Origin of the sequence: Pseudomonas sp. FSL R10-0399 (assembly GCF_009600165.1) — a bacterium.
Classification (GTDB): Bacteria; Pseudomonadota; Gammaproteobacteria; order Pseudomonadales; family Pseudomonadaceae; genus Aquipseudomonas; species Aquipseudomonas helleri.
Window position 1 is genome coordinate 1 of the sequence record NZ_WIWK01000050.1, and the last position, 23,201, is coordinate 23,201.

The window sequence follows — 23,201 nt, forward strand, 5'->3', positions numbered from 1 at the left end:
GTGAGAGCCTGGATTCTACCGGTGGCTGGCTCTCTGCCTCTCGTTTCAAGCGTTGCGCTTATTCTATGAATTCAGGCTGGATTTTTTATCCTTAGGGTCAGTTTTGCTACCCGGGTTAAAAAGATAATGCAGCCATTCTTGAGCCTCGGCATAGCGTTGTTCCATATTCAAGCGATACGCAACTAGCCAAGGCAGGTACAAAAAAAGCTCCCAGTAGTACTTGCCATAAGCACCATGAAAGTTCAGTAACATGTCATTGTCATATACTGTCAGCGGCGCTTCGCGCCATGCGTGGGAGGGGAGTGAAAAGAGAGTTTCTAGGCTGATGCTGGCCGCTTCTGTAAGCGTTTTGGCAAAACCTGTGTTCATTCGAATAGGCTGGCGGTGTACGCCTCTGTGTGGAGGATCACTGTATTTAATGTTTGAGCCGCTAAAGTCTATGAATTCGGTAGGGCTATTGTTGTTTGACGTAATGCGAGTGAGTCTCGGAGCCAGCGGGATAATGAGTTTAGTTTCTTTATTTGGCGTTGTTGTCAGCGCCTTTAGTGCATAACCCAGTATATAAGGTTCGGAGTCTCTGAGTTTGACCTCAAGGATAATGACACCATGCAGAAGGGTAAATCCGTTCTGCTCGGGCTGTGTCAATATTTGTTCGTCGTTCTCATTGTTGGGGCGTGGTGATGGAGCGTTGGGTTGCACTTGAGCGCTAATCGAGTGTCCAGACTTTAGCTCCAGTGAAGTGCCTTTCAGGTAGTGGCGTGAATGACGATGGTTTTCACCCAAAATTAGCGTAGTTTCACGAGTTATTTTTGGTGGAGTAGGCACCTCTGTGTCCAATAGCCTCATGATGATGTGTTTGTAGGTACGATAGAATGAATTGAGTTTTCCGCTTTCCAAGTTAAAATGTTTTGTGGTTTTTTCTTCGTTCTGGAATTGAACCTCAATACTGATCGAATACGAATCGTTAATGGAAATAAATAATTGTTTGAATATGTCTTGGTCTATCGTCCAGTTGCTCAAATCCAGTGTGATATCTCTACTCTCAATCTTAAACTCTTGCGATTTAGAGGGGGGGGTGATGAAGCCAGAAAATGTCTGGCGGGTCCTCGTGTTGGTAATTGCAATATTAAGTAAATGCTGGCCGGCTAATTCTTGCTGAGTGGATGTAATTGAGGAGCCTGAGTGTAAGGTTTTTTCTTGTTGATCTGTTGAGCTAAAAATTGTGATCAGCTCAAGCCGTATTTCATCTTGATCATTACTGAAATCAAATAAGAGTTTTTGATGTTGAGGGAAATCTTTAGTGAGTGTAGAAGTGATTTCAAGTGAGTTGGTAGTAATGTTGAGCTGCAGCTCGCTGTCCTCTGAAAAGTCTTTAATGTGATCTTGTTTGTCTTCATAGTTCCATGAGGCTGACTTGGGGTTAGGGGTGCTGTTTTTGAAATGTTCGACTTTAATAATTTTGCTGAGTGGTCCGTGAAAATTGAAGTTGAATTTGTTATGAATTGCAAAGATTGCTGCGTACCGTTCGGATGGATTGCCGTATTTTGAAAAAGCACTAAAGTCATGTGATGCTCCAGCAGAATAAAGGTGTCGAATGCCAAATTGCAGATCGAGCCTGATGGCCTGATAAAATCCTTGCGTCAGATCTGAAGTGGCTTCACTTTTTGTATTCCCACCACCTTCAATGTGTATTCCCAGAAACAGAGAATGAGGGGTGGTTGACCTGTCTACTGTGGCGATGGTGGTAGTGGCGCTATTGATATTCTCGGTGCTTGGTGTTGTGTGATTGTATTCATCAATGCAGACTTTCGGTGTGCTCCAGCTACCGTCGGGTTTTCGATGTATGAAGTTAAGACTGACTTTTGAATAACGCATTCTTAGATTAGATTCGGATCGGACTTTGAACTGTTCCGAGGTCTGGATATCTGTGGTTTCAGAAAGCTGAGATGGCCCGCCAAATGATGAGGTGGGTTTTGTTATTTGAGCCCAAATAATGAATAGTCGATTGTTGAAATAAACGGGTCGTACACTTCGGTCCGGAATGTTTTCTGACGTGGGTAAGGGGATTTTCTCCCAGTCCGTCCAAGCAGAGGGCTCGGGTGTATCCAGTTTTGAAGTGCTGCTGCTATCGCTGAACGGGGCTGTGGCTCGTTTGGCCATGTCCAATGAACGCCAATAGTAGGTATTTTCTGATCTTGATTTTCCCACGAAGTAGTACGTGCTATTGGCCATATTGTCGATGTGGCCGTTAATGTAACCATTAAGCGTTGTCAGGTTGGCAATGTCTTCGAATCGCCCCAGAAAACTTTGTACCGCAGAAAAAACAGTGCTGGATTGAATTCTATTTTGATTGATGTCGTTTTCAGTTTTCTGGAAATTGTCGGTCTTGTTATTGCGCAATTCCGGGTTTAGGAAAGTAGAAGGAAAATATCGTAGTTGCTGGTTGGCATGCCAGATTGAGTAGTTTTGCAGTGTATTCTGCCAGGTTGCAAGTTGGTCTGACGACATGCCCTCGACGTCATAGCCGGGCTCCAGTCCCAGTGAAATACCATTGACGTATTGCTGTAGGCTGGCAATGGCGCAAGCGACCCGGCTGGTGGGGACAGCCTGACTGACAAGCACATCCAGTAACCAATGGGTGTAAAGGTCTTCAGCTGTCTTGAGTGTTTGTGCCAATCCAAGTCGTTTGACAACTGTGTCTTGGGACACTGCATGAGTTAAATAAAGCGCAAGTTGTGCTGTTCGCAGTTTTTCATTGAGTTGCTGATCGAGAGTGTGAGGCATGGCCGTTCCTTGAGTTATTCGGAAAGAAAACGTTATTGTTTTTGCGCCGCGAAGACGGCTTTGCCGACCAGTTGCCAATCAGGGTGGGATATGTGCGCGTTTAAATCGGTGGCTGTCAGCAGCAATTTGCTGGAAAGCCCGGTGATAGTGGCGATGTCATGCCCGCGCATCAGCCACTCCAGTTCCTGCATCGAACGCACACGCTTTGCTGGCAAGCGATTGACCAAACCTTCAATTTCCTTGGGGTCCCAATTGAGAATCGCCCCCAGCAATGTATTGCAGTTTTCGGCCAGCACGGCCGCATCACTTTTCTCGGGTTCGGGGTTTGAGACCGCGAAGTAACTAAACAGGACGTCTTGCGTCACTGCGTAGGTGGTGATGCAGTGATTGAATTGCTGAAACAGATACAGGGTATTAAGGGTCAATTTAAGCATTGAATGAGGACCGTTATGGTTGTCCAGCCAATGCGGCTTCAGTAAAAATATGTTCAAGGCCTCTCGCGTCAGAGGCAACTGCAAGGCGCTTTCTGCATCGGGGATCATTAACAGCAGGTTTTTGAGTTCGTAGTCTGATCGTGGCTTTGCGAGTGCGTTTACGAATTGGCGAGCAACATGTTTAAGCCGAAGCTTGAGTAAATCGCTCGAGTCAGGCAGGTGTGAAGAGTCCTTGAACACCCTCATAATGTGTTCGGTAACTGGTTGAATGCGCTTATAGGCTGACGACAGAAGGGGCTTAAGTGTTTTGATAGTTATATCTTTTTGTTGTTGGGCGGTGTGGGTATCAGTAGTGAGCTCTATATGACTAGAGATAACATGCAATACGCCTTGCTCAAGAGCCTTCAGGTCGGAGTGTTGCAGTAACTGTTGGGCAATCAAACTGCGCCAGGTTTGCGATGCGGACGGTAACTTGGGGTTGGCCGTAGCCTTGGCCTTGCTCTTAAGCTTGGGCAAGGTTAGTGCTTCAATCTCTTCTAGGTTGAATATGTTTTTCTTGAAGTTATCAATTAATTGATTGAGCTGTTCTAACTGTTGGGTGATAGCAGAGTTCTGCGGTTTCTCACTCAGAAATAGTTGATGGCGCAATTGCTGTACTGTGCTGCCATTACTCTTCAGCCAATTGACTGCCCAGTCCATTTGCATAAGTACATCGAGAAAGTCCGCTGGCAAATTCGAACCTGAAAAGCGTAAGCTGGGTTTGACCCAGTGTTCAGAAGAGTTTGCAGTACCCAGCATTTCAGCGAGATAAGCGCACTCCATAACTGAAAGCCCGAACAGGCTGGCAATCCGCGCTTGTCGGTAAAAAGCAGAAAGCGTTGTTAAGTCTTTTTTAAGATGGCCGCTAATCTGTTGGGTACGTTTGGCCACAAAACCTAGCGACTCATTCGTATTACTAAGGCCAAGTGCTGCACAAATCTGATATAGGGTGGTTTGTGTGGCGATGTCGGTTGCGTTCAGGTTCAGAGTGCTGTCATCGAGTTGCAGAGACTGTTCGTTTAATGCCCCTCTGTTGAAAACTCGATCGAACAGTGAATCACTGTTTCCCACCGCATGGACAGGCAGGTGGTAGAGCAATGCTGAGAACTCTTCAGCCTGCAGGCCGTATCGACGATTCAAGTAGCGGTAGACGCCTAGTACACGCAGGGTGTTGTCATTAATAGCAAAGGTTGGGAGCGGGCTGTCTTCACAACGCCTAGCGCTGAGAATCAGGGTATCCAGTTGTATGTAAGGTACTTCTAACCAGCGCTTCAAGCGGATCATGCGTTGCAAACGATCAAATTTCTCGGCAGTGGTGTTCAGCAGCTCAACCTGACCGTTATCATTGGTTTTAAGATCTAACCGTGTGCTTGAATCGTTTTCTGTGCCATTGACGAAGTAAGCGCCATAAAGACTGGCCATCTGTGCAGGCAGTATATTTTTAGAGGGCCGGGGCCGGTACTTGCCTCGCGCGAGCAGTTCATCCATCTGTGCCGATGTCAGCCCGGTTTGCTGCATGAAATGAGCAAGTTTGTTCAGGGCTGCTTCATCACTGTCATAGTGGGCCTTGAAATCGGATTTACTCACCGACCAAAACGGCTCGGTTAACAAGGTCTGTTGTTCTGGACTTAACCCTGAAAGGAGTCGCTGGGCCTCGTAGGCCTCTTGGTAGACCTTTCCATAAGCGTTTGATTGCAATTGACCGAGCGGCAAACTCAAGCTCAATCGATAATTTAGTTCTCCCAGCCCGGGCTTGTTACCGCTCAAGCCCAGCAGGCATTGTTGGTGCGCAAGGTCAAAGGGCAGATCAAAGGGGTAGCGCGTACCTGCCAACACCTCATTCACCGATTTGCTCTTGTATATACCGGAGTTCTGGGTCAGGTGGATTTGCAAGTGTTCGGTCAAGGTTTCATTGACGATGGTCAGCAGAGGCAGTTGCCTGTAGACGCTAGAGTTGTCTATTACCATGTCTTTTAGTGTAGGGCGTCGTATCGCAAGGGTAATGCGCTCGCGGGTGCCTTTACCGGTTTTCTCGACCTGTTCAGCAAACAGGTGTAAGGCTCGCAAGTAGGCCGCAGGCGAATCGAGCGCAGCGATTGATGATGCCTCGCAAAATGCACTCCAGTTCTCTTTAAACAAGGCCGCATAGGTAGGGTCTGCATCGGTTTCACTGTCCGGGCTGCGTTTGTGCCGGGTCTCGTCATCACCGAGCGACGCTTGCTCCCGGTGCAGGAACTCCAACTGCGCGGCGTACCCGCAGGCGTTGTCATAGGCCTGGCCGGCATCGTCATCGCAGTGTCGGGCCACTTGCTCGATAAATTCGGTTCTGGATAAGCGAATGATGTCGAAGACGGAGTGCAGATTGAGCACTGTCATGGTCTGTTTGAAGTCAAGCCTGCCATCGGCGGGTGGCGCTGAAGAATCGATTAACGAATGCAGCAGAGGGAGAGAATCGGGCATAGCAAGGCTACTCCTTAGGGCCAAATGGACGATCCTTTGGCCACCTCGAAGCTATCAAGGCACTCAGGTGCAGGCAGCCAGACCGGGCCCTTTGCAGGCTAGGAGATATCGCTTCTTGTTACAGATAAAGGCGTTTTGCTTGCCTGACATAATGGCGCGAACAAAAAGCCAAGCGAGGCATTAACCCTGGGTTAATCGTCTGGTGTGACGCTCCAGGACCGTTGAAAAAGACAGTGTGCTTTTTCCAGTACTGCGTCTGGCCCCAGCCTTTTGAGGAACAGCTATGTCATTTATCAAGCGCTCATCCATGTGTCTGTTGGTCGCCTGCGCTTTACCGTTAATGGCCAATGCGGCGTCCGAACCCTCGACGCCAAGCTACGGTGAGGAGTTGCAAGGTTTTCAATACCCGTACCCGCTGCATCACTTTGCCTTCCACTCTCAGGGCCAAGCGCTACAGATGGGCTATATGGATGTAGCGCCGACCGGCACCGCCAATGGCCACACGGCCGTGTTGCTGCATGGCAAAAACTTCTGCGCGGCGACCTGGGGTGACAGCATCAAAGCCTTGAGCGATGCGGGTTATCGGGTGGTGGCGCCGGACCAGATTGGTTTTTGCAGCTCAACTAAACCGGCAGACTACCAGTACAGTTTTCAACAGTTGTCAGCCAACACCCATGCTTTACTGACCAGCCTTGGCATCGACAAAGCCGATGTGATCGGCCACTCCACCGGCGGTATGCTCGCCACGCGTTACGCGCTGATGTACGCGCCGCAGACCGAGAAGCTGGTGCTGGTCAACCCCATCGGTCTGGAAGACTGGAAGGCCCTGGGCGTGCCATGGCGCAGCGTTGACCAATGGTACGAGCGCGAATTGAAGCTGGATGCCAAAGGGATTCGTACCTACGAACAGAACACCTACTATGCAGGGCAGTGGAAGCCTGAGTACGACCGCTGGGTCGATATGCTGGCCGGCTTGAACAAAGGGCCGGGGCACAAGCGGGTAGCGTGGAACTCGGCGTTGATCTACGACATGATCTTTACCCAGCCGGTGTTCTATGAATTGCCCAACCTGAAAGTGCCGACGTTGTTGCTGATCGGTGATGCCGACACCACAGCCATCGGCAGTGATATTGCACCGCCCGAGGTCAAGGCCAGAATCGGGCATTACAAGGTCTTGGGCAAGCAAGCGGCCAAGCTGATCCCTGGCGCGCAACTCGTCGAGTTCCCCGGCATGGGCCATGCACCACAAATGGAAGATCCGGCGGGGTTCAATCGGGTGCTGATAGAGCGATTAAGCAGTTTGTAGTCGCTGCCGCAGGCTGCGATATTGCGGGCAAAAATCAAAAGATCGCAGCCTGCGGCAGCGACTACGGCGGGTTTATCTGCGTATCAAACCTTGATTTAGAGCGCTTACCTGCGTTATAGCTAAAAAGGTATTCAATAGTTTTACAGGAAATGACAAACACTTATGGACGGAAGCACACGTATCCATCGCCAGTTCGGCTCACATTTCGCCACCCTGATTGCGCAATGTGGGCCTCATCTAAAAGGCTGCGTTCGCGCAACCGCAGGGTGTATCTCCCGCCTCCTGGCAAACCTCGCTTTACCCCACCTCAAACCCTGCTTTTCAGGTAGCAGCGCCAACTGGCGCCACTGTTACATCCCTCCGCCTGATTTTTTCTGATCGTTCGCCCAACCGGCGCGTTTACCGCACGTTTTTAACGGCGAGTACGGCTGCCCGGCTTTTTATCTGAACCTTTCATTGTTGACCTGCTGCGTCTACTGGACAGTGGTTTCAGGTCTCCATCAGCGCTTTGCTGGCCATCCAGAAACAGGCGGCCAAGCGCTCGCAGTACAAGGAACGACACCCCCATGATCTATTTCCAGGGCAAGAGAATCTTGAGCGCCATCTTTGATATGGATGGCACCATGTTTGACACCGAACGCCTGCGTTTCAAAACCCTCAAGCAAGCTGCCGTTGAGCTTCACGGCACGCCGCTGAGTGAAGAAACTCTTATTGGGTCATTAGGCTTGAGCGCGAAAAAGGCCGAAGCGCTGGCCAAGGCCAATCATGGCGAAGACTTCCCCTATGCCCAAGTGCGCAAGCGCGCGGATGAGCTGGAACTGGCCTATGTGCGTGACCATGGCGTACCGATCAAGGATGGCTTGCTCGAAGTTCTGGAACGCCTGCGCAAATACGGCCTGACCATGGCCGTTGCCACCTCCAGTCGGCGTGCGATTGCCGAGGAATACCTGATCAACGCTAATGTCCTGAAGTATTTCGATGTCACGGTGTGCGGTGACGAAGTGACCCAAGGCAAGCCACATCCAGAGATTTTCCTGACCGCAGCCAGTGCGCTGAATTGCCTGGCGCCGCATTGCCTGATGCTCGAAGACTCCGAAAATGGTTTGCTTTCGGCGATCCGCGCCGAAGGCCAGCCGATTCTCATCGAAGACATCAAAGCCCCCGCGCCCGAGGTCAAGGCCGGCGCTTTGAAGGCTTATCAGAACATGCACGAGTTTTTGGCTGACTTGAACGACTGCATGCCCGACCTGGGCACGCCGGAGCTGACCGAGAGCTTCCCGCAGGCGTTCAACCAGTTCAGCGTCGGGATTCATGGTTTTGGCGCCATGGGCGGCGGCTACCTGACGCAGATTTTCTCTCACTGGGATGGCTATACCCGGCCGTGTGAAATCATTGCCGCGACCCGCTCGCGGATGTTGCGCGACACCATCCAGGCATTTGGCCGCTACAGCGTGCGCTATGGCGCGACGTCATTCGACCAGACCATCGATAACCTGACCATGATCGACCTGGACGACGCCGAAGCTGTGATCCGCATGTACGACGTGGCGGAAATCATCGGGCTGAGCCTGCCCGAAACGGCCATTCGCAATCAGGCGCACGTGATTGCCAAGGGATTGATCCGCCGCTACGAGCGACGCGGGCGTGAACTGACGATTTTGACGGTATTGAATAAAGTGGGCGGGGCCGATTTTGTAAGGCGTCACGTGAAAACCCAGCTGGCTCAGCTAGTGTCGCCGGAGATTGCGCAAAAAATTCTTGATAACACCCATTTTGCAGAAACGGTGGTCAGTCGCATCGTCTCGAAGATTTCCAACGACGCACTGGTGCGGCAGTTGCGCATCAAGTCGAAGATTTTCCAGAACAGCCTGGATGAGCAGCCATTGCCCCGTAAAACTTCGCCTAAAGTGCCTGCGCCAGAGTACGAGCGTTTGATCGCACGTTTTCGGCCCTTTGCCCAGTCGAGCAACGCCCTCAGCCAGTTGCACCTGATTTTGTTTAACAGCGAGTCGGACATGCCGCTGTACGCAGAGCGCAGCAGTAATCTGCTGGAGCGTTTGCGTCAGGTCAAAACCGTGGAAGACATCAGCCAGACCCAGGTCATGAAAAACCTGCTGTGGAACGGCCCGCACGCGATCATTGCCTGGTACGCCAGTGTGCTGGGTTACAACGTGTTGGGGCAGGGCATGGGCGATGCGCGGGTCAGCGCTCTGGCTGAGCGTTTGATTCACCAAGAGGTTGGCCCGGCACTGGTGGCTGAATACCCGCAGATGGCCGAGGCGGTGGCAGATTTTTCGAAAACCTTTTTGGAGCGCTGCAACACCTCGTTCAAAGACCCGTGTGCCCGCGTCGGGCGTGATCCGTTACGTAAACTGCAGCGCAACGAACGTATTTTTCGCAGCATTGATCTGGCCAGAAAGCACGGCATTGACAGCAGCGCCCTGGAGTTTGGCAGCGCACTGGCGTTGCATTACGCAGTGTATTGCGCCGACAGCAAAGACCCGGAAAGCCAGTTGATCCGCAGCGTGTATGAAGCGTCGGGGAACATTGAAGACGTACTGACCTACAGCGGCCCCTACAACGGCAAAGCTTATCCTGGGCTGGACCCGGTGGCAGATGCTGCGTTGGTGAAATCCATTAGCAAGCAGTTTGCTCGATTACACGAACAACTGCCTGCCGTCTGTGGCTTGTAGTCGCTGAGGAACGAAGCGAGGCTGCGATCGGTTGCGCAGCAGCCGTAAAATCCCATGACAGGGTATGCCTGAGACACCGCATTGCCCGCATTTACGACGACTGCGTCCTCGATCGCAGCCTCGCTCCGCTCGTCAGCGACTACAGATCTTTAACGTCAATACGGCATCCAGCCCGCCTTCGGGGCGGTTACGCAGCACCAACGTGCCGCCATGGGCCGTTGCTACGGTCTGGGCAATGCTCAAACCCAGGCCGTAGCCGCCGGTGCTGCTGTTGCGCGAAGTGTCGAGGCGATAAAAGGGCTCCAGCACTTGAGTCAGTTGCTCGGGCGCAATACCTGGGCCGCTGTCGCGCACGGTAATGACTAATTGCTCAGGTTGCTCATCGACGATCACCTGCACGTCACGGGCGTAGCGCACGGCATTTTCCAGCAGGTTTTGCACACACCGCTTGAGGCTGCGGGCATAACCCGACACCGGGTGTTTGGCGCGGCCTGTCAGGGTGATGTGCTCGCCAATGTCTTGCAGGTCAGCCTGCAAGCTCTGCAACAAGGCGTTGATGTCGATGTTCTGCCGGGCTTCGTTGATTTCACCACTGCTGACAAACTCCAGCGTGGTCGACACCAACCCCTCCATGTCGGTCAGGTCTTTGCGAAAACGCTGCTTTTGTTGCTCGTCATCAAGCATTTCGGTGCGCAGGCGCAGGCGGGTGATTGGCGAGCGCAGGTCATGGGACACCGCCGCCAAAAAACGTGTGCGTTCGGCCAGGCTGTGCAGCAGACGCTGTTGCATAAGATTGAAAGCCTCGGCGGCGCGGCGGACTTCCACCGGCCCTTCGACTTCCAGTGGCTTGCGGCGGATATCGTTGCCCAGCGCCTGGGCGGCCTGAGCCAGTTGGTTTAAAGGCCGAATGGCCAGGCGCACGGCAAACAGGGCGATGATCACCAGCACGATGATGCGCACCAGGTAGATACGCCAAAAGTAGTCGAGCATCACATCGGCAGGGGACAGGCTAGTCCAGCCTTGGTCTTCTTTGGCCTGCACCTGCAGCCAGCGCCCGTCGGGCAGTTGCAACTCAAGGGCGTATTGGCCCGCGACCGGGCTAGAGCCGAACAAGCTGTTGATCCCGGCTTTTTGGCCCTGTTGATCGATCAGGGTCAAGTTGAGTAAGCGCAGCGGTGTGCGGGTGCCGGTTTTTTCATTGATCAGATTTTTCAGCAGGTCTTCAGTTGCTTGATCTTGAGTCGACAGCCGCGAGCTGGCGGGGAGAGGAGCATCGCGCTCGGTCAACTGAAAATCCGGTGTATTCAATGTACTCAGCAACAGGGCGGTGTTCTCGGGGCTGGACGCTGACACCCGCACGATATCGGCCAGGCGGCTGGCAATCAGCCGCGTCGGGATTTCCAGCACCTGGCTGTGACGCACGTCATACCAGATGCTGCTGGTGGCCACCTGGGCGCCGAGCATACCGGCCACCAGAATGATCACCAGTCGCCCATAGAGGGTGCGTGGTATCAGCTTCATGATTCGTGGGTCACCTTGCTTGAGGTCAGCATGTAGCCTTCGTTGCGCACGGTTTTGATCAGCTCGGGTGTCAGTTGCTGACGCAGGCGGCTGACGCACACATCAATCGAGCGGTCGAAAGGCGTGCTGTCTTTCTCAAACACATGATTAAGCAAAAAATCCCGGCTCAGCGGGCGGTTAGGGTGCTGTAACAATAAGCGCAGCACGCGGTAGTCAGAATTGCCGAGGCTGATCACCAGCCCTTCGGGGGACAGCACTTGCCGCGCGCGGGTGTCGAGGCGCCAGCCGTCGAAGTTCACATAGGGCGCTTCGTCGACCCGTGCCCGCTCCGGAAAACTCTGCGCCCGGCGCAAGACCACCTTGATTCGCACCAGCAATTCTCGCGGATCGAACGGTTTGGGCAGGTAATCATCCGCGCCAATCTCCAGGCCGACGATCCGGTCGATCAGGCTGCCGCGTGCGGTGAGCATGATCACCGGAATATTGGAGGTCACCCGTAACGTGCGGCACAGGCTGAGGCCGTCTTCGCCGGGCAGCATCAGGTCGAGCACGATCAGGTCAATGACGTTCATCTCCAGGCGGCGATGCATCTCCTTGCCGTCACAAGCCGTTGACGTCTGATAGCCGGCATCGCGCAGGTACTCGGCCAGCAGTTGGCGGATTTCGGGGTCGTCATCGACGATTAATACGTGATCTAGCTTGGACATGTGAACTCGTCTGGGCCTTGGGAAAGATGTGCAATAGCGGATTTTGCGATGGCGAGGCCAGCGAAATGTAATGAAATGTTGTGGCGGCGATTTTCATGCGCCGCCAATACAAAGTCGAACAATTGCCGGCAATGACCCTCTTTAGAATGGCGAATCTAAATGCGAGTCATTGTAATTAAGGAAGGTCCGATGCCATCGTCACCCGATGCGGCTGTTGTTCGCAATACCCCTTATGCCTTGAACGGGACGCTGGCGCCCTTTATCGGAGTGATGGCGCTCGGAGTCTTCAGCGTGCCAACCCGTGCTGCCGAGCAAGCTGACGCTGCCCTGACCTTGCCTGCCTTGAGCGTTCAGGGTAGCTACGATTCACCGTTCAAGGTGGACGAAGTGTCCTCGCGCAAAGTCATGACACCGCTGCTGGACGCCCCGCAAAGTATCACCATCGTGCCCCAACAAGTGCTCAAGGAGCAGAATGCGCAGAGCCTGCAAGACATTCTGCGCAACGTACCGGGCATCACCTTTATGTCAGGGGAGGGCAACCTGGGCTGGGGCGACCTGTTTTCTATACGCGGGTTTTCGTCCGAGCAAAGCCTGACAGTCGATGGCGTGCGCGATGCGGGCATGTCGAGTCGCAATGACACCTTTAACCTGCAACAGGCTGAAGTCTTCAAAGGTACCGGCGCGATTGAGTCAGGCATTTCGGCGGTGGGCGGCAGCGTCAACCTGGTGAGCAAGGAAGCCCATTTGGGCGATGCCAACCGTATCTCTGCCGGTGTCGGCACCGACGGTTACCGTCGGGTGACCGCCGACATCAACCAGGAACTGACCGACACCAGCGCCGTGCGCATCAACCTGATGAAGCATGAAAGCCAGGTGGCCGACCGTGATGACGTCGATTACGACCGCTGGGGCATCGCGACCTCTCTGGCCTTGGGCTTGTCGACACCGACCCGTGCTTACCTCGATTTTTTCTATCAAAAGGACGACAACACCCCTGACGGCGGCTTGCCGATTTTGCGCGGCACCGATGGCAAACGCATGCCTGGCGTGAAGCGCAACAATTGGTACGGCGACTCCAGTTTGTACACCCAGCAGACCGAGACCACCTCGCTGACCGGGAAGCTGGAACATGACTTTGACAACGGCGCCTTGCTGACCAACCAGGTGCGCTGGCAGCAGACTGACAACTTTGCGGTCTTGTCCCCGGCACGGTTTTTCTCCGCTAACCCGGATGGTTCCAAGACCTGCACCGGCACGCGTTGCGCCACCCTGGGTTATGTCGGCGTGGGCCCTGTGTCGACGGTCAACGGGGTCAAGGTGTACACCGATTACACCAACAACGGCAGCACCGCCAACGGTGTGTTGCGCGGCAGCGATTTCGGCCTGTCCAAGCGCTACACCATCCTCGACAACCAGACCGACCTCAGCTTTGCCTTCGACACCGGCTCCATCAGCCATAAGGCTGTGACCGGCCTGGATCTCTACCACGAAACCTACGGCGGCCTCCACCGCAACGCCAAGGTCCCGGCGGCGAACATGACGTTCGACATGGGCGACCCGCAACACAGCTTTGATACGGTTTACACCACTAAAGGCTTTAACGAACCGCGCTCCAGTATCGACAACGCCGGGTTGTACGCGGCCGACACCCTGACCCTCAATCAGTGGTGGCAAGTGATGGGCTCACTGCGCTACGACCACTGGACCGCTGAAACCACCCAGAGCGGCCAGGCGAATATCAAAGACACCTCGGGCGCCTGGAGCGGCCGTGCCGGTGTGGTGTTCAAACCCCGGCCAAACGGCACTATTTACGCGTCATACAGCCAATCGGCGCAGCCTTCGGCGGTGGGGGCCTCGACCAACAACCAGATCTATGGCGCGGCGAGCACCAGCAGCTACAAGCCCGCCCAATCGAAAACCTATGAACTCGGCACCAAGTGGGACTTGCTGGATAAAGGCATCAGCGTGACGGCGGCGATTTTCCGTACCGAGCTGGAAAACTCCTGGGAATACACCGAAGGCGATGCTTCGCCGGTGCGCGCACTGCCGGCCAAACGGGTCGACGGCGTCGAGTTGGGCCTGCAAGGCAACATTACCGAGCGCTGGACGGCTTACAGCGGTTTCTCGGCGCTTAAAAGCGATCAGACCAAGGGCGTCAACAAAGGTGAAGAGGCCAAGAACGTTCCCGACCTGACCGCCAATCTCTGGACCACCTATGCCTTCACCGATGATCTGAGCTTCAGCTACGGTGCCAACTATGTCGGGCGTCGCCGTTACACCGACAACAAATACGTGGGCGGGCTGAACAATAACAGCAGCAACGCTGACGGCCCGTCCGGGGTGCTGCCGATCTATACCCGCGACAAAGAAAAGGCGCCAGGCTACTGGGTGCACTACGTAGCGGCGCAGTACAAGGTCAACCGCCAGACCACGGTCAACCTCAACGTCGACAACCTGTTCAACACCTTTTATTTCAGCCGTATCGGCGCCTCCCTGGATGGTTTCCAGTTGTATGGCGTACCGGGTGCCGGGCGCACGCTGACCGCCAGCATCGACTATGACTTTTAAGCCTGCCGGGCGCGGGAGTCGCGCATGTTGATCGAGATTTCCGACGTCTTTACCGCCGACGAAGTGGACGAGATGCGCACGCGGCTGCTCGCTGAACCGTGGGTCGATGGCAAAGTCACGGCCGGGCAGCGCTCGGCCCGTGACAAGTTCAACCGCCAATTGAACGAGGAATCTGCGTTGGGTGTGTTGTTTGGCCAGCGCATCCTCGCGCGGTTGTCCGAGAACGCGCTGTTTATGTCGGCGGCGCTGCCCAAGCGGATCTATCCGCCCTTGTTCAATCGTTACAGCGGCGGTGAGGCGTTCGGCTTTCATATCGACAACGCCATTCGCGGTATCAAAGGTGTGCGCGAACGAGTACGCACCGACCTGTCCGCCACCTTGTTTTTGACCGACCCGCAGACCTACGACGGCGGCGAACTGGTCATCCGCGACACCTTTGGCGAGCGCAGCGTCAAGTTACCGGCCGGGCATCTGGTGCTGTACCCCGGCACCAGCGTGCACAAGGTCAATCCCGTCACCCGCGGCGAGCGGGTGGCCGCATTTTTCTGGATCGAAAGCCTGGTCCGCGAAGACAGCCAGCGAAGCCTGTTGCTCGACATGGATGTAGCCATTCAGCGCCTGAACGCACAACAGGCCGATGACGAGTCGCTGCTGCAACTCAGCGGCGTGTACCACAACCTCTTGCGTCGCTGGAGCGACGTGTGAGCCCTTCATTTAGTGGGAGATTAATCGTGTCCAAATCGTTTACACGCGTGTGGTCATTGCTGGTGGTGTTAATCGTTGGCGGGTTCGGCATGGTGTCGTCGGCCTGGGCTAAAGACGTCACCGACGTGCTGGGTCGGGTGGTCGACGTGCCGGAACATGTGCAGCGGGTGGTGCTGGGCGAGGGTCGATTGATTTCGACGCTGGCCATTCTTGACCGCGATCAGCCTTTTAAGCGTGTCGTGGGCTGGCAGAACGACCTGCGCAAACTTGACCCCAATACCTACGCCGCTTACGTGGCGAAGTTTCCAGAGGTCAAAGACATTCCGCTGATTGGCCAGGCCTCGGAGCAGAGCGTCAGCGCCGAGGAAATCCTCTCGCTGAAGCCGGACCTGGCGGTGTTCAGCATCTCCGGGCATGGCCCGACCGAGCACAGCCCGGTAGCCGATATCCTCGAAAAAGCTGGCATCCCGGTGTTGTTTGTCGACTTTCGGGTCAACCCGGTTCAGGGCACCCATGACAGCATGACCGCACTGGGTAAGGCGTTGGGACGTGAAACTGAAGCTAATGCCTTCCTGGATTTCTACCAGCAGCACATTGACCACATCACCGAAACCTTGGGCGCAATCGACGACAGCAAACGCCCAAGCGTGTTTCTCGAACTGCTGGCCGGGGTCTGGGCCAACCCCGGGCATACCACGGGCAAAGGCGGCATGGGCGAACTGATCAACCTGGTGGGCGGGCGCAATATTGCCGCTGGCGTCGTGCCCGGTGCACTGGGCGATATCAGTGTTGAATATGCGCTCAAGGCTGATCCGGACATTTACATCCTCACCGGCAATCAAAAGCCGGGCGTGATGATGGGCGCAGGCATTGACCAGGCCACGGCCCAGGCGTCGCTCAAGCAGGTGTTGAGCCGCCCTGAGTTCGCCCAACTACGAGCGATTCGCGAAGGCAATGTGCATGGCTTGTGGCATGACTTTTACAACTCGCCGTACAACATCCTGGCGATCGAGGCCATGGCCAAGTGGATTCACCCCGAGAAATTCGCCTCCCTTGACCCGCAGCACACGCTGGAGCAAATCAACCAGCAGTTCCTCGGCATGCCACTGGCAGGCCAATACTGGATCAGTGAGCAGAAATGACCGCGCACCTGAACCCCGCCGTGGCCGCTGCCAGCCACGGCTACCGGCGTCTGCTGGCGCGACGGGTCGGCTTGTTGGCGGGTATCGGCATTGCGTTGGTCGCGGCGGTGTTGCTCGATCTGTCGACCGGCTCCTCGGGGATGACCCTTGGGGCTTTGGTCGACGGCCTGTTGCACCCACAAAACTTGGCCGTGACTGACCGGGTGATCATCTGGAATGTGCGCTTGCCCTACGCGCTGATGGCGGTGCTGGTAGGCGCCGCGCTGTCACTGGCCGGTGCAGAAATGCAGGCCATCCTGAATAACCCGCTGGCCAGCCCCTTTACCCTCGGTGTGTCGTCGGCGGCTGCGCTGGGTGCTTCGCTGATCATTGTTTTTCCGGTCAGCAGCGCTTTATTGAGCCGCGATTCTATCGTCGCGTTGTCCGCATTCGTGTTTGCCTGTGGCTCGATGTTTTTGCTGCATGGCATGTCGCGATTAAGGGGGGCAGGGGTCGAAACCCTGGTGCTGTTCGGCATTGCCCTGGTGTTCAGCTGTAACGCGCTGGTGGCGCTGTTGCAGTTGCTGGCCACTGAAGATGTGCTGCAACAATTGGTGTTCTGGAGCCTGGGCAGCGTCGCGCGGGCCAATTGGGACAAACTGAGCATTCTCGCTGTGGTGCTGGCGCTGATCTTGCCGTTTTCGCTGCACGCGTCTTCGCGCATGACCTTGTTGCGCATGGGCGAAGACCGCGCGCAAAGCTTTGGTGTTGACGTGCGTCGGCTGCGGTTTTTCTCGCTGCTGCGCATCAGCTTGCTGTCGGCGACGGCGGTGGCCTTTGTTGGGACCATTGGCTTTATCGGCCTGGTAGGCCCGCACATTGCGCGCATTTTGATTGGTGAAGACCAGCGCTTTCTATTCCCGGCCAGCGCGCTGGTGGGGGCACTCTTGCTGTCACTGTCCTCGGTGGTCAGCAAAATCATCATGCCGGGGGTGATCGTGCCGGTCGGCATTGTCACCGCTTTGGTGGGCGTGCCGATTTTTGTGGCGCTGGTGTTCAAGCGGGGTCGGCAGCTATGAGTGCTCAAGGCTTAGTGATCAGCCATGCTCAGGTGACTTATGGCCGTCGCGTGGTGATTGCAGATGCGTCATTGCCCGAGCTGCAACCCGGCACTCTCACCGCGTTGATCGGGCCCAATGGTGCCGGCAAATCCACGTTGCTACGCGGCCTGGCGGGGCTTGAACGCTTGCAGGGCACGGTCAGCTTGCAAGACCGGCAACTGACGACGATGTCGGTGTCGGAGCGAGCGCGACTCATCACTTACATGCCGCAACACCTGCCGCCGGGGCTGGGGCTCAGTGTGATCGAAAGCGTCATGGCGGCCTTGCGTGTCGGTGGCAGCGGCGGTGATTACCTGGAACAGGCCTATGCCGCCTTGCAGCGCATTGGCATTGAACACCTGGCGGATCGCATGCTCAATGCGCTCTCGGGCGGGCAGCGGCAACTGGTCAGCCTGGGGCAACTGATTGCGCGTCGTCCGAGCGTCATGCTGCTGGATGAGCCCACCAGCGCGCTGGACCTGAGCTACCAGCTGCGGGTGATGGAATGCGTGCGCGACATGGTTCGCCAGCATCAATTGATCGCGGTGATCGTGATGCACGACATCAGCCTTGCGGCGCGTTATGCCGACACCATTGCGGTGTTGCGTGACGGGCGAATCATGGGCTTTGGCGCCGCAGAGGATGTACTGACCCCGCAATTGTTTGCCGATGTATACGGCGTCAAGGCACGGGTCGAGCGCTGCTCGCAACAGACCCTGCAAGTATTGGTGGATTGCCCTGTCTAATAAGTAACTTATTGATTGTAAAGGCCCTGTAGGAGCGAGCTTGCCTCGCGATCTTTTGATCTTTTAAAAGATCGCGAGACAAGCTCGCTCCTACAGTTTTCAGGGTAGTTATCTGCTCTTCAACACCACCCAAAAGCTCGCCACCAATAGCACCAGCACCACCGGGGCGAAGGCGCTGACACCCAGTTGCTCCAGCAATACGCCGCCGAGAATCCCACCGCCTGCAATGGCGGTATTCCAGGCGGTTACCAGCATTGATTGGGCGACGTCTGTCGCGGGGGCAGCCGCCTTGGCCATGGCGGTTTGAAACAGGGTGGCGGCGCCACCGAAGGCCAAACCCCAAGCGCCCACCGCCAGGTAAACAATGCCCGGCACCTTGCCTGCAAGGCCCAATGCCAGGGCTGCAAGGGCAAAAACGGCAACGCTGGTGAGTGTCAGCATGCGCAGATGACGATCGATCAAGACACCGATAAGCCAAATGCCCAGCAGGGACGTCAAGCCAAACACCAACAGCACCAAGCCCGTACGCCCGGCCATGCCTGCCGCGCCCAAGTACGGCGCGATGTAGGTATAGAGAATGTTGTGCGCCAGGACAAAAGCCAGCACCACCAACAGCACCGAGCGTACGCCGGGTAACTGGAATACCTGACGCAACGGCAGGCGCTTTTCTGATGTATGCCCGGCAAAATCCGGCACTTGCAAGCGCACCCAGAACATCAGCAGTACGGCCAGCCCGCTCATGATCGCGAAGCAGATACGCCAACCCACCAACGCCCCCAGGAACGTGCCCGCCGGAACACCCAGCGACAGGGCCAGCGGGGTGCCGACCATTGCTACTGCAATCGCCCGACCTTGTTGATGGGGCGGCACCATGCGTGCGGCATAACCCGCCAGCAATGCCCACAATAACCCCGCCGACATGCCTGCAAGAAAGCGCGCCAGCATTGTCAGCGCATAACTGGTAGACAGCGTCGTCACGGTGTTAGCCACCACAAAACCGGCAATCGCGATCAACAGCAATGGGCGCCGGCGCATGCCCTGCGTGGCGGCAGTCAACGGAATGGCTGCCAACAGCGAGCCGATGGCGTAGATCGTCACGGTCTGGCCCACCCACGCCTCGGAAACAGCCAGGCCTTCGGCCATTTGTGGTAGCAGCCCGGCGGGCAAGGCTTCGGTGAGGATGATGATAAAAGCGGTCATGGCCAGTGCCAGCAGCGGGGCCAATGGCAGGCGCTCAGTATCAGCCTGGCTTGCGCTGCGGCTCATGGACGCACCGCCAGACCACCGTAGACCGCATCGCGCAGATCGCTGACGAAGCGCCCGGACATGCCAGCGCCTGCTGAAGGGAAAGCGCCCGCATCGAAGATGAGCTCAGGGCTGTAATCAATGCCTGCGGTGCCTTCAACCACTGGCACACATTCACCCTCGCCAAGTCGATGCGGTGGTTGGCCATTGACGTAGGCGGCGGCTACTCGCTGTGGGGCATGTGCGGTAAAACCGGTTTCGAGCATGCCCAATGGCCCTGTCACCAATTGCTTGATAGCGTCGTCCAGCGGCACCCCTTGAATGCGCGCAACCAAGGCACCGAGGACATCGGTGGGCAGCGAATAGCGCCATTGAGTACCTGGCTCAAACAGCAATGGCACGCTGGCAATGCGGCGCAAGTTTTCTTCCAGGCTGATGCTCGAAGCGCCCATGCCGTAGGAGACGCCCGCCCGGGCATACAGCCGTTGGTCATCCAGCGCCTCCTGGACAACGGCCTGGATACGTTCAGATTGCTGCGCCGAAGTAACGCCTTGGGGCAGGGGATAGGTGAAAGCGGTCATGGTCACTCCTGGGCTAATAAGTCGTGGCCTGACAATAGAAAGGTCGAGATTAAAGAAAAAGCTGGATACAGTTCCTTGATGTGCGGACTTTAGTGTCCGCAATCAAACGACGAGGGATGCAATGGACAGCCTGAATGGCTTCGTGGTCTTTGTTCAGGTCGCTGAAACCCGCAGCTTCGTGGCGGCGGGGCGACTGTTGGGGGTGTCAGCCTCGGCAGTCGGTAAAAGCGTGGCGCGGCTCGAAGAAAAGCTCGGTGTGCGGCTTTTTCATCGCAGCACCCGCAGCGTGACGTTGACCGCGGAAGGTGCGTTGTTTCTGGAGCGCAGCCGACGCATCCTCGCTGAGATCGAAGCCGCCCAGCAGGAACTGTCGCAAGCTTCTGCTGCACCGCGCGGGCGCCTGCGGGTGAGCCTGCCGATGGTCAGCTCGCTGGTGTTGCCGGTGCTCGGCGAATTTATGCGCGCCTACCCCGAGATTGAGCTGGACCTGGATTTTACTGACCGCAGGGTTGACGTGATCGAAGAAGGTTTTGATGCCGTGGTGCGCATTGGCAATCCCGTCGATTCAAGATTGTCGGCCCGTCGCCTGGGCTCGTTTGCTATGCAGGTGGTGGCGTCGCCCGATTATTTGGCACTGCGGGGTACGCCACAGGTCCCGGCTGATCTGTTGCAGCACACCTGCATGCACTATCGCTGGCCCAATAGCGGCAAGCTCGAAACATGGGCGTTGCGCCAAGCCCCTGGCGAGCCCGAATTGCAACTGCCCACCTCGATGATCTGCAACAACGTCGAAACCCGCGTGTGTTTTGCGCTGCAAGGATTGGGCGTTACTTATCTGCCGGAATTCGCCATCCGCGAGCCCTTGGCCGATGGCCGCCTGCAACTGATTCTGGAAAATTATGTGGAGCACCGCGGGGTGTTTTATGTGCTCTGGCCCGCGAGCAAACACCCGTCGCCCAAGGTGCGGGCGCTGGTGGATTTTCTCTGTGCGCGGATAGATTGATAAAGGTCGCAGGCTGCGGCCCCTCTTATCAAAAAACAGAATAAGTTATTGATTCTAAAGGCCCTGAAGGAGCGAGCTTGTCTCGCGATCTTTTGATCTTGATCTGACTTGTGATCTTGATCTAAGAGGCCCCGTTAAACCACGCTGGCCGATCGCAGCCTTCGTACCTCGTCAGCGACTACAGTGGCCTGTTTGCTGCGCGACAGCGCGGCGTTGAAGACGGGGCAGCTCCGCGCGATCTCTGGATCTCAGCTCGCGACCACAACTGTCGAGACCTTGGCTTGAATAGGCTCCAGCCGTTCTGCCGGGGCGTCATGTTCCACCACCAGCACACTCAACTCTTCGCAGGCGGCCACGTGGTAGTGGGCAATGCTGGACAGTTTTTCATTGGTCACGGCCACCACAATTTGCCCGCTTCGCGACACCACGGCACGCTTGAATTCTGCTTCGTCCATGTTGAACGCCGTCACGCCCTTGCTGGCATCAATGGCGCAGGCGCCTAAAAAGCACAGATCAAAATTGAAATGGGCCAATTGTTGAATCGCGCTCAGGCCGTGGATGTTGCCTGAGGTTTTGTCCAGGCGCCCACCCAGCAAGATGACTTCGGCCAACGGCAGCGTGTCCAGTTGCAGGGCAATGGCGGGCGAATTGGTGGTGACGCAAACTGCAATATTGTGATCGATTGCGCTCGTTATGCAGGCATTGGTGGTGCCGCCATCGATAAACACGTGCTGGCCCGCTTTGATCAGCGTCGCTGACGCCTGGCCCAGCGAGCTTTTACGCTCGATGTGTTGCATTTGCCTGTCCTTCACAGGTCGCTCAGGCGCCAATGAAATGGCCCCTCCGTATACCCGTTTACACAGCCCTGCTTGCGCCAGCGCCGCGAGATCTCGACGGATTGAGTGCTCGGAAACGTTAAATTCCTGAGCCAGCTCCCCAGCCACCACCCGACCGTGAGTCGCCAGCCGTTGGGCGATCAGGGTTTGCCGCTCTCCGGGGAAACTCTCATGAGTGAGCATTGACATCCCGTGAATCCTGTTTAAATTGAGCATAAACGAGCATTGATGATTGGTTTTGTGCTCGAAGGTGATCGATATCATGCGTGGCGGCTGGTCGCGCGTCAAACAGCGGTTAAGGAGTCGTAATGTCAGGTGAACTGCTGCGGGCTGCGTATTCGGTATTGTTGCCCGCCATCGGCGATTTGAATCTGGATGAGCCTGTCCGTCGCCATTTAAGCCGTGGTGGCGTCTCGGTGTTGTTGGGCGAAACACGGGATGAGTACATCGGCAGGGCCATGACCCAGGCCCGTCGCGACGCCGAGACGCAAACCAAATTGGCCAGCCTCACTCAACACGTCGCGGCATTGGCCGGTGGGCCGGTATTGATCGCGGTGGATCAAGAACTCGGTGGCATCGAGCGCCTGCACCAATTGGTTCCGGCTATTCCTTCAAGGGCGCAACTCAAAGACCTGAGTGCAGAGGTTATTGAACAGCGCTGCTATGAAATGGCCACTGTGGCACGCCGGTTAGGCGTCAATATGTTCCTCGCGCCGATTGTCGATGTGGTGACTGGCATCAATCCCTGGTTGCTTAACCGGCATTTGGGTGATGACCCGGTGCAGGTCAGTCGAATTTCCTGTGCCTTTATTCGTGGGGTTCAGCGTGCCGGGGTCATTGCCACGGCTAAACATTTTCCGGGTCACTACGCCACTGAGCATGACCCGGCCATTGCCTTGGCTGCCGTGCACGGCCCGCTGGAGTTGCTTGACGACAACCTCCAGGTGTTCCGACAAGTGATTGGAGCCGGTGTGCAAGCGGTGATGCCAGGCCCGGCGGTGTTCCCGGCCATTGACCCGGATCAGTCGGCCTCGACATCGGCCAAGGTCATTGCCTTGCTGCGTGACACGCTGGGGTTCGACGGGCTGATCATTTCAGATGACCTGGACGCAGTGTCCATCTTGCGGGGCAATACCTTGACCGATACGGCCGTGGCTTCGCTGGCGGCGGGTGCGCATTTGTTGTTGGTGTCCAGCGAGTCAGGGCTCGATGCCATTGCCGAGGCGATTGTGAGCGCAGTGGATGAAGGAACGCTGGAGCGTCAGGTGTTGCTGGCGGCCTCTTTCAAAGTGCATCAGATGGCTTTAGCGCAGGCAGTCACTAACTGATTACCTCAGCACTTTCTCCGACTG

At 56.0% G+C, this 23,201-nt stretch carries 16 protein-coding genes; 9 read left to right on the forward strand and 7 right to left on the reverse strand.

Annotated elements, in window-relative coordinates:
- Positions 1-63: 63 nt before the first annotated feature.
- Positions 64-2,784 carry a neuraminidase-like domain-containing protein gene (locus GHO41_RS15485; RefSeq protein WP_153434056.1) on the reverse strand — a complete coding sequence of 907 codons (2,721 nt, stop codon included), beginning with the start codon at positions 2,782-2,784 and terminating at the stop codon, positions 64-66.
- Between the two features lie 32 nt (positions 2,785-2,816).
- On the reverse strand, positions 2,817-5,717 hold the full coding sequence (locus GHO41_RS15490; protein WP_153434057.1) for a Tc toxin subunit A: 2,901 nt from the start codon (positions 5,715-5,717) through the stop codon (positions 2,817-2,819).
- 307 nt (positions 5,718-6,024) lie between these two features.
- Here GHO41_RS15490 and GHO41_RS15495 point away from each other — a divergent pair, with 307 nt between their 5' ends.
- The gene (locus tag GHO41_RS15495) at positions 6,025-7,023 is read left to right on the forward strand and encodes an alpha/beta fold hydrolase (protein ID WP_256678783.1); all 999 of its coding nucleotides are present in this window, start codon (positions 6,025-6,027) and stop codon (positions 7,021-7,023) included.
- Between the two features lie 566 nt (positions 7,024-7,589).
- Positions 7,590-9,716, forward strand: a complete 2,127-nt coding sequence (gene mtlD, locus GHO41_RS15500) for a bifunctional mannitol-1-phosphate dehydrogenase/phosphatase (protein ID WP_153434059.1) — start codon at positions 7,590-7,592, stop codon at positions 9,714-9,716.
- Between the two features lie 132 nt (positions 9,717-9,848).
- On the opposite strand, the gene GHO41_RS15505 is transcribed toward mtlD, so the two are convergent.
- Positions 9,849-11,237: an ATP-binding protein gene (locus tag GHO41_RS15505; protein WP_153434060.1), complete on the reverse strand. Its 1,389-nt coding sequence runs from the start codon at positions 11,235-11,237 to the stop codon at positions 9,849-9,851.
- Positions 11,234-11,944: a response regulator gene (locus GHO41_RS15510; protein WP_123749294.1), complete on the reverse strand. Its 711-nt coding sequence runs from the start codon at positions 11,942-11,944 to the stop codon at positions 11,234-11,236. Before GHO41_RS15510 ends, GHO41_RS15505 begins: the two co-directional genes overlap by 4 nt.
- Positions 11,945-12,133: 189 nt before the next feature.
- Here GHO41_RS15510 and GHO41_RS15515 point away from each other — a divergent pair, with 189 nt between their 5' ends.
- The 5 genes from GHO41_RS15515 to GHO41_RS15535 all read left to right on the forward strand — a co-directional run bounded on the left by GHO41_RS15515 (position 12,134) and on the right by GHO41_RS15535 (position 18,184).
- A complete protein-coding gene (locus GHO41_RS15515) occupies positions 12,134-14,512 on the forward strand; it encodes a TonB-dependent siderophore receptor (protein WP_153434061.1) in 2,379 nt (792 codons plus the stop codon).
- A gap of 24 nt (positions 14,513-14,536) precedes the next feature.
- The gene (locus tag GHO41_RS15520) at positions 14,537-15,217 is read left to right on the forward strand and encodes a Fe2+-dependent dioxygenase (RefSeq protein ID WP_153434062.1); all 681 of its coding nucleotides are present in this window, start codon (positions 14,537-14,539) and stop codon (positions 15,215-15,217) included.
- Between the two features lie 89 nt (positions 15,218-15,306).
- Positions 15,307-16,359: an ABC transporter substrate-binding protein gene (locus GHO41_RS15525; RefSeq protein ID WP_228393559.1), complete on the forward strand. Its 1,053-nt coding sequence runs from the start codon at positions 15,307-15,309 to the stop codon at positions 16,357-16,359.
- Positions 16,356-17,417 (forward strand): iron ABC transporter permease, encoded by a 1,062-nt coding sequence (locus GHO41_RS15530; protein WP_153428053.1) that lies wholly within the window; start codon positions 16,356-16,358, stop codon positions 17,415-17,417. Before GHO41_RS15525 ends, GHO41_RS15530 begins: the two co-directional genes overlap by 4 nt.
- Positions 17,414-18,184 (forward strand): ABC transporter ATP-binding protein, encoded by a 771-nt coding sequence (locus tag GHO41_RS15535; protein WP_153389686.1) that lies wholly within the window; start codon positions 17,414-17,416, stop codon positions 18,182-18,184. The genes GHO41_RS15530 and GHO41_RS15535 overlap by 4 nt, the downstream gene beginning before the upstream one ends.
- Before the next feature lie 108 nt (positions 18,185-18,292).
- Here GHO41_RS15535 and GHO41_RS15540 read toward each other — a convergent pair whose 3' ends face one another.
- Together GHO41_RS15540 and GHO41_RS15545 are read right to left on the reverse strand one after the other, a co-directional pair.
- Entirely contained in the window at positions 18,293-19,450 is a 1,158-nt protein-coding gene (locus GHO41_RS15540) for an MFS transporter (protein ID WP_153389685.1), read from the reverse strand.
- The gene (locus tag GHO41_RS15545; RefSeq protein ID WP_153428052.1) at positions 19,447-20,010 is read right to left on the reverse strand and encodes a serine hydrolase domain-containing protein; all 564 of its coding nucleotides are present in this window, start codon (positions 20,008-20,010) and stop codon (positions 19,447-19,449) included. The genes GHO41_RS15540 and GHO41_RS15545 overlap by 4 nt, the downstream gene beginning before the upstream one ends.
- Before the next feature lie 121 nt (positions 20,011-20,131).
- Here GHO41_RS15545 and GHO41_RS15550 point away from each other — a divergent pair, with 121 nt between their 5' ends.
- The gene (locus tag GHO41_RS15550) at positions 20,132-21,013 is read left to right on the forward strand and encodes a LysR family transcriptional regulator (protein ID WP_153389683.1); all 882 of its coding nucleotides are present in this window, start codon (positions 20,132-20,134) and stop codon (positions 21,011-21,013) included.
- Between the two features lie 248 nt (positions 21,014-21,261).
- Here the strand turns inward: GHO41_RS15550 and GHO41_RS15555 are convergent, their stop codons facing one another.
- On the reverse strand, positions 21,262-22,038 hold the full coding sequence (locus tag GHO41_RS15555) for a DeoR/GlpR family DNA-binding transcription regulator (RefSeq protein WP_241486421.1): 777 nt from the start codon (positions 22,036-22,038) through the stop codon (positions 21,262-21,264).
- Between the two features lie 119 nt (positions 22,039-22,157).
- On the opposite strand from GHO41_RS15555, the gene GHO41_RS15560 reads away from it, so the two are divergent.
- The gene (locus GHO41_RS15560) at positions 22,158-23,177 is read left to right on the forward strand and encodes a glycoside hydrolase family 3 N-terminal domain-containing protein (RefSeq protein ID WP_153434063.1); all 1,020 of its coding nucleotides are present in this window, start codon (positions 22,158-22,160) and stop codon (positions 23,175-23,177) included.
- Positions 23,178-23,201 lie beyond the last annotated feature (24 nt).

Excerpts from the sequence above, each read along its gene's own strand:
- GHO41_RS15485 (WP_153434056.1), bottom strand. The coding sequence starts at position 2,784 with ATGCCTCACACTCTCGATCAGCAACTCAATGAAAAACTGCGAACAGCA.
- GHO41_RS15490 (WP_153434057.1), bottom strand. The coding sequence starts at position 5,717 with ATGCCCGATTCTCTCCCTCTGCTGCATTCGTTAATCGATTCTTCAGCG.
- GHO41_RS15495 (WP_256678783.1), top strand. The coding sequence starts at position 6,025 with ATGTGTCTGTTGGTCGCCTGCGCTTTACCGTTAATGGCCAATGCGGCG.
- mtlD (WP_153434059.1), top strand. The coding sequence starts at position 7,590 with ATGATCTATTTCCAGGGCAAGAGAATCTTGAGCGCCATCTTTGATATG.
- GHO41_RS15505 (WP_153434060.1), bottom strand. The coding sequence starts at position 11,237 with ATGAAGCTGATACCACGCACCCTCTATGGGCGACTGGTGATCATTCTG.
- GHO41_RS15510 (WP_123749294.1), bottom strand. The coding sequence starts at position 11,944 with ATGTCCAAGCTAGATCACGTATTAATCGTCGATGACGACCCCGAAATC.
- GHO41_RS15515 (WP_153434061.1), top strand. The coding sequence starts at position 12,134 with ATGCCATCGTCACCCGATGCGGCTGTTGTTCGCAATACCCCTTATGCC.
- GHO41_RS15520 (WP_153434062.1), top strand. The coding sequence starts at position 14,537 with ATGTTGATCGAGATTTCCGACGTCTTTACCGCCGACGAAGTGGACGAG.
- GHO41_RS15525 (WP_228393559.1), top strand. The coding sequence starts at position 15,307 with ATGGTGTCGTCGGCCTGGGCTAAAGACGTCACCGACGTGCTGGGTCGG.
- GHO41_RS15530 (WP_153428053.1), top strand. The coding sequence starts at position 16,356 with ATGACCGCGCACCTGAACCCCGCCGTGGCCGCTGCCAGCCACGGCTAC.
- GHO41_RS15535 (WP_153389686.1), top strand. The coding sequence starts at position 17,414 with ATGAGTGCTCAAGGCTTAGTGATCAGCCATGCTCAGGTGACTTATGGC.
- GHO41_RS15540 (WP_153389685.1), bottom strand. The coding sequence starts at position 19,450 with ATGAGCCGCAGCGCAAGCCAGGCTGATACTGAGCGCCTGCCATTGGCC.
- GHO41_RS15545 (WP_153428052.1), bottom strand. The coding sequence starts at position 20,010 with ATGACCGCTTTCACCTATCCCCTGCCCCAAGGCGTTACTTCGGCGCAG.
- GHO41_RS15550 (WP_153389683.1), top strand. The coding sequence starts at position 20,132 with ATGGACAGCCTGAATGGCTTCGTGGTCTTTGTTCAGGTCGCTGAAACC.
- GHO41_RS15555 (WP_241486421.1), bottom strand. The coding sequence starts at position 22,038 with ATGTCAATGCTCACTCATGAGAGTTTCCCCGGAGAGCGGCAAACCCTG.
- GHO41_RS15560 (WP_153434063.1), top strand. The coding sequence starts at position 22,158 with ATGTCAGGTGAACTGCTGCGGGCTGCGTATTCGGTATTGTTGCCCGCC.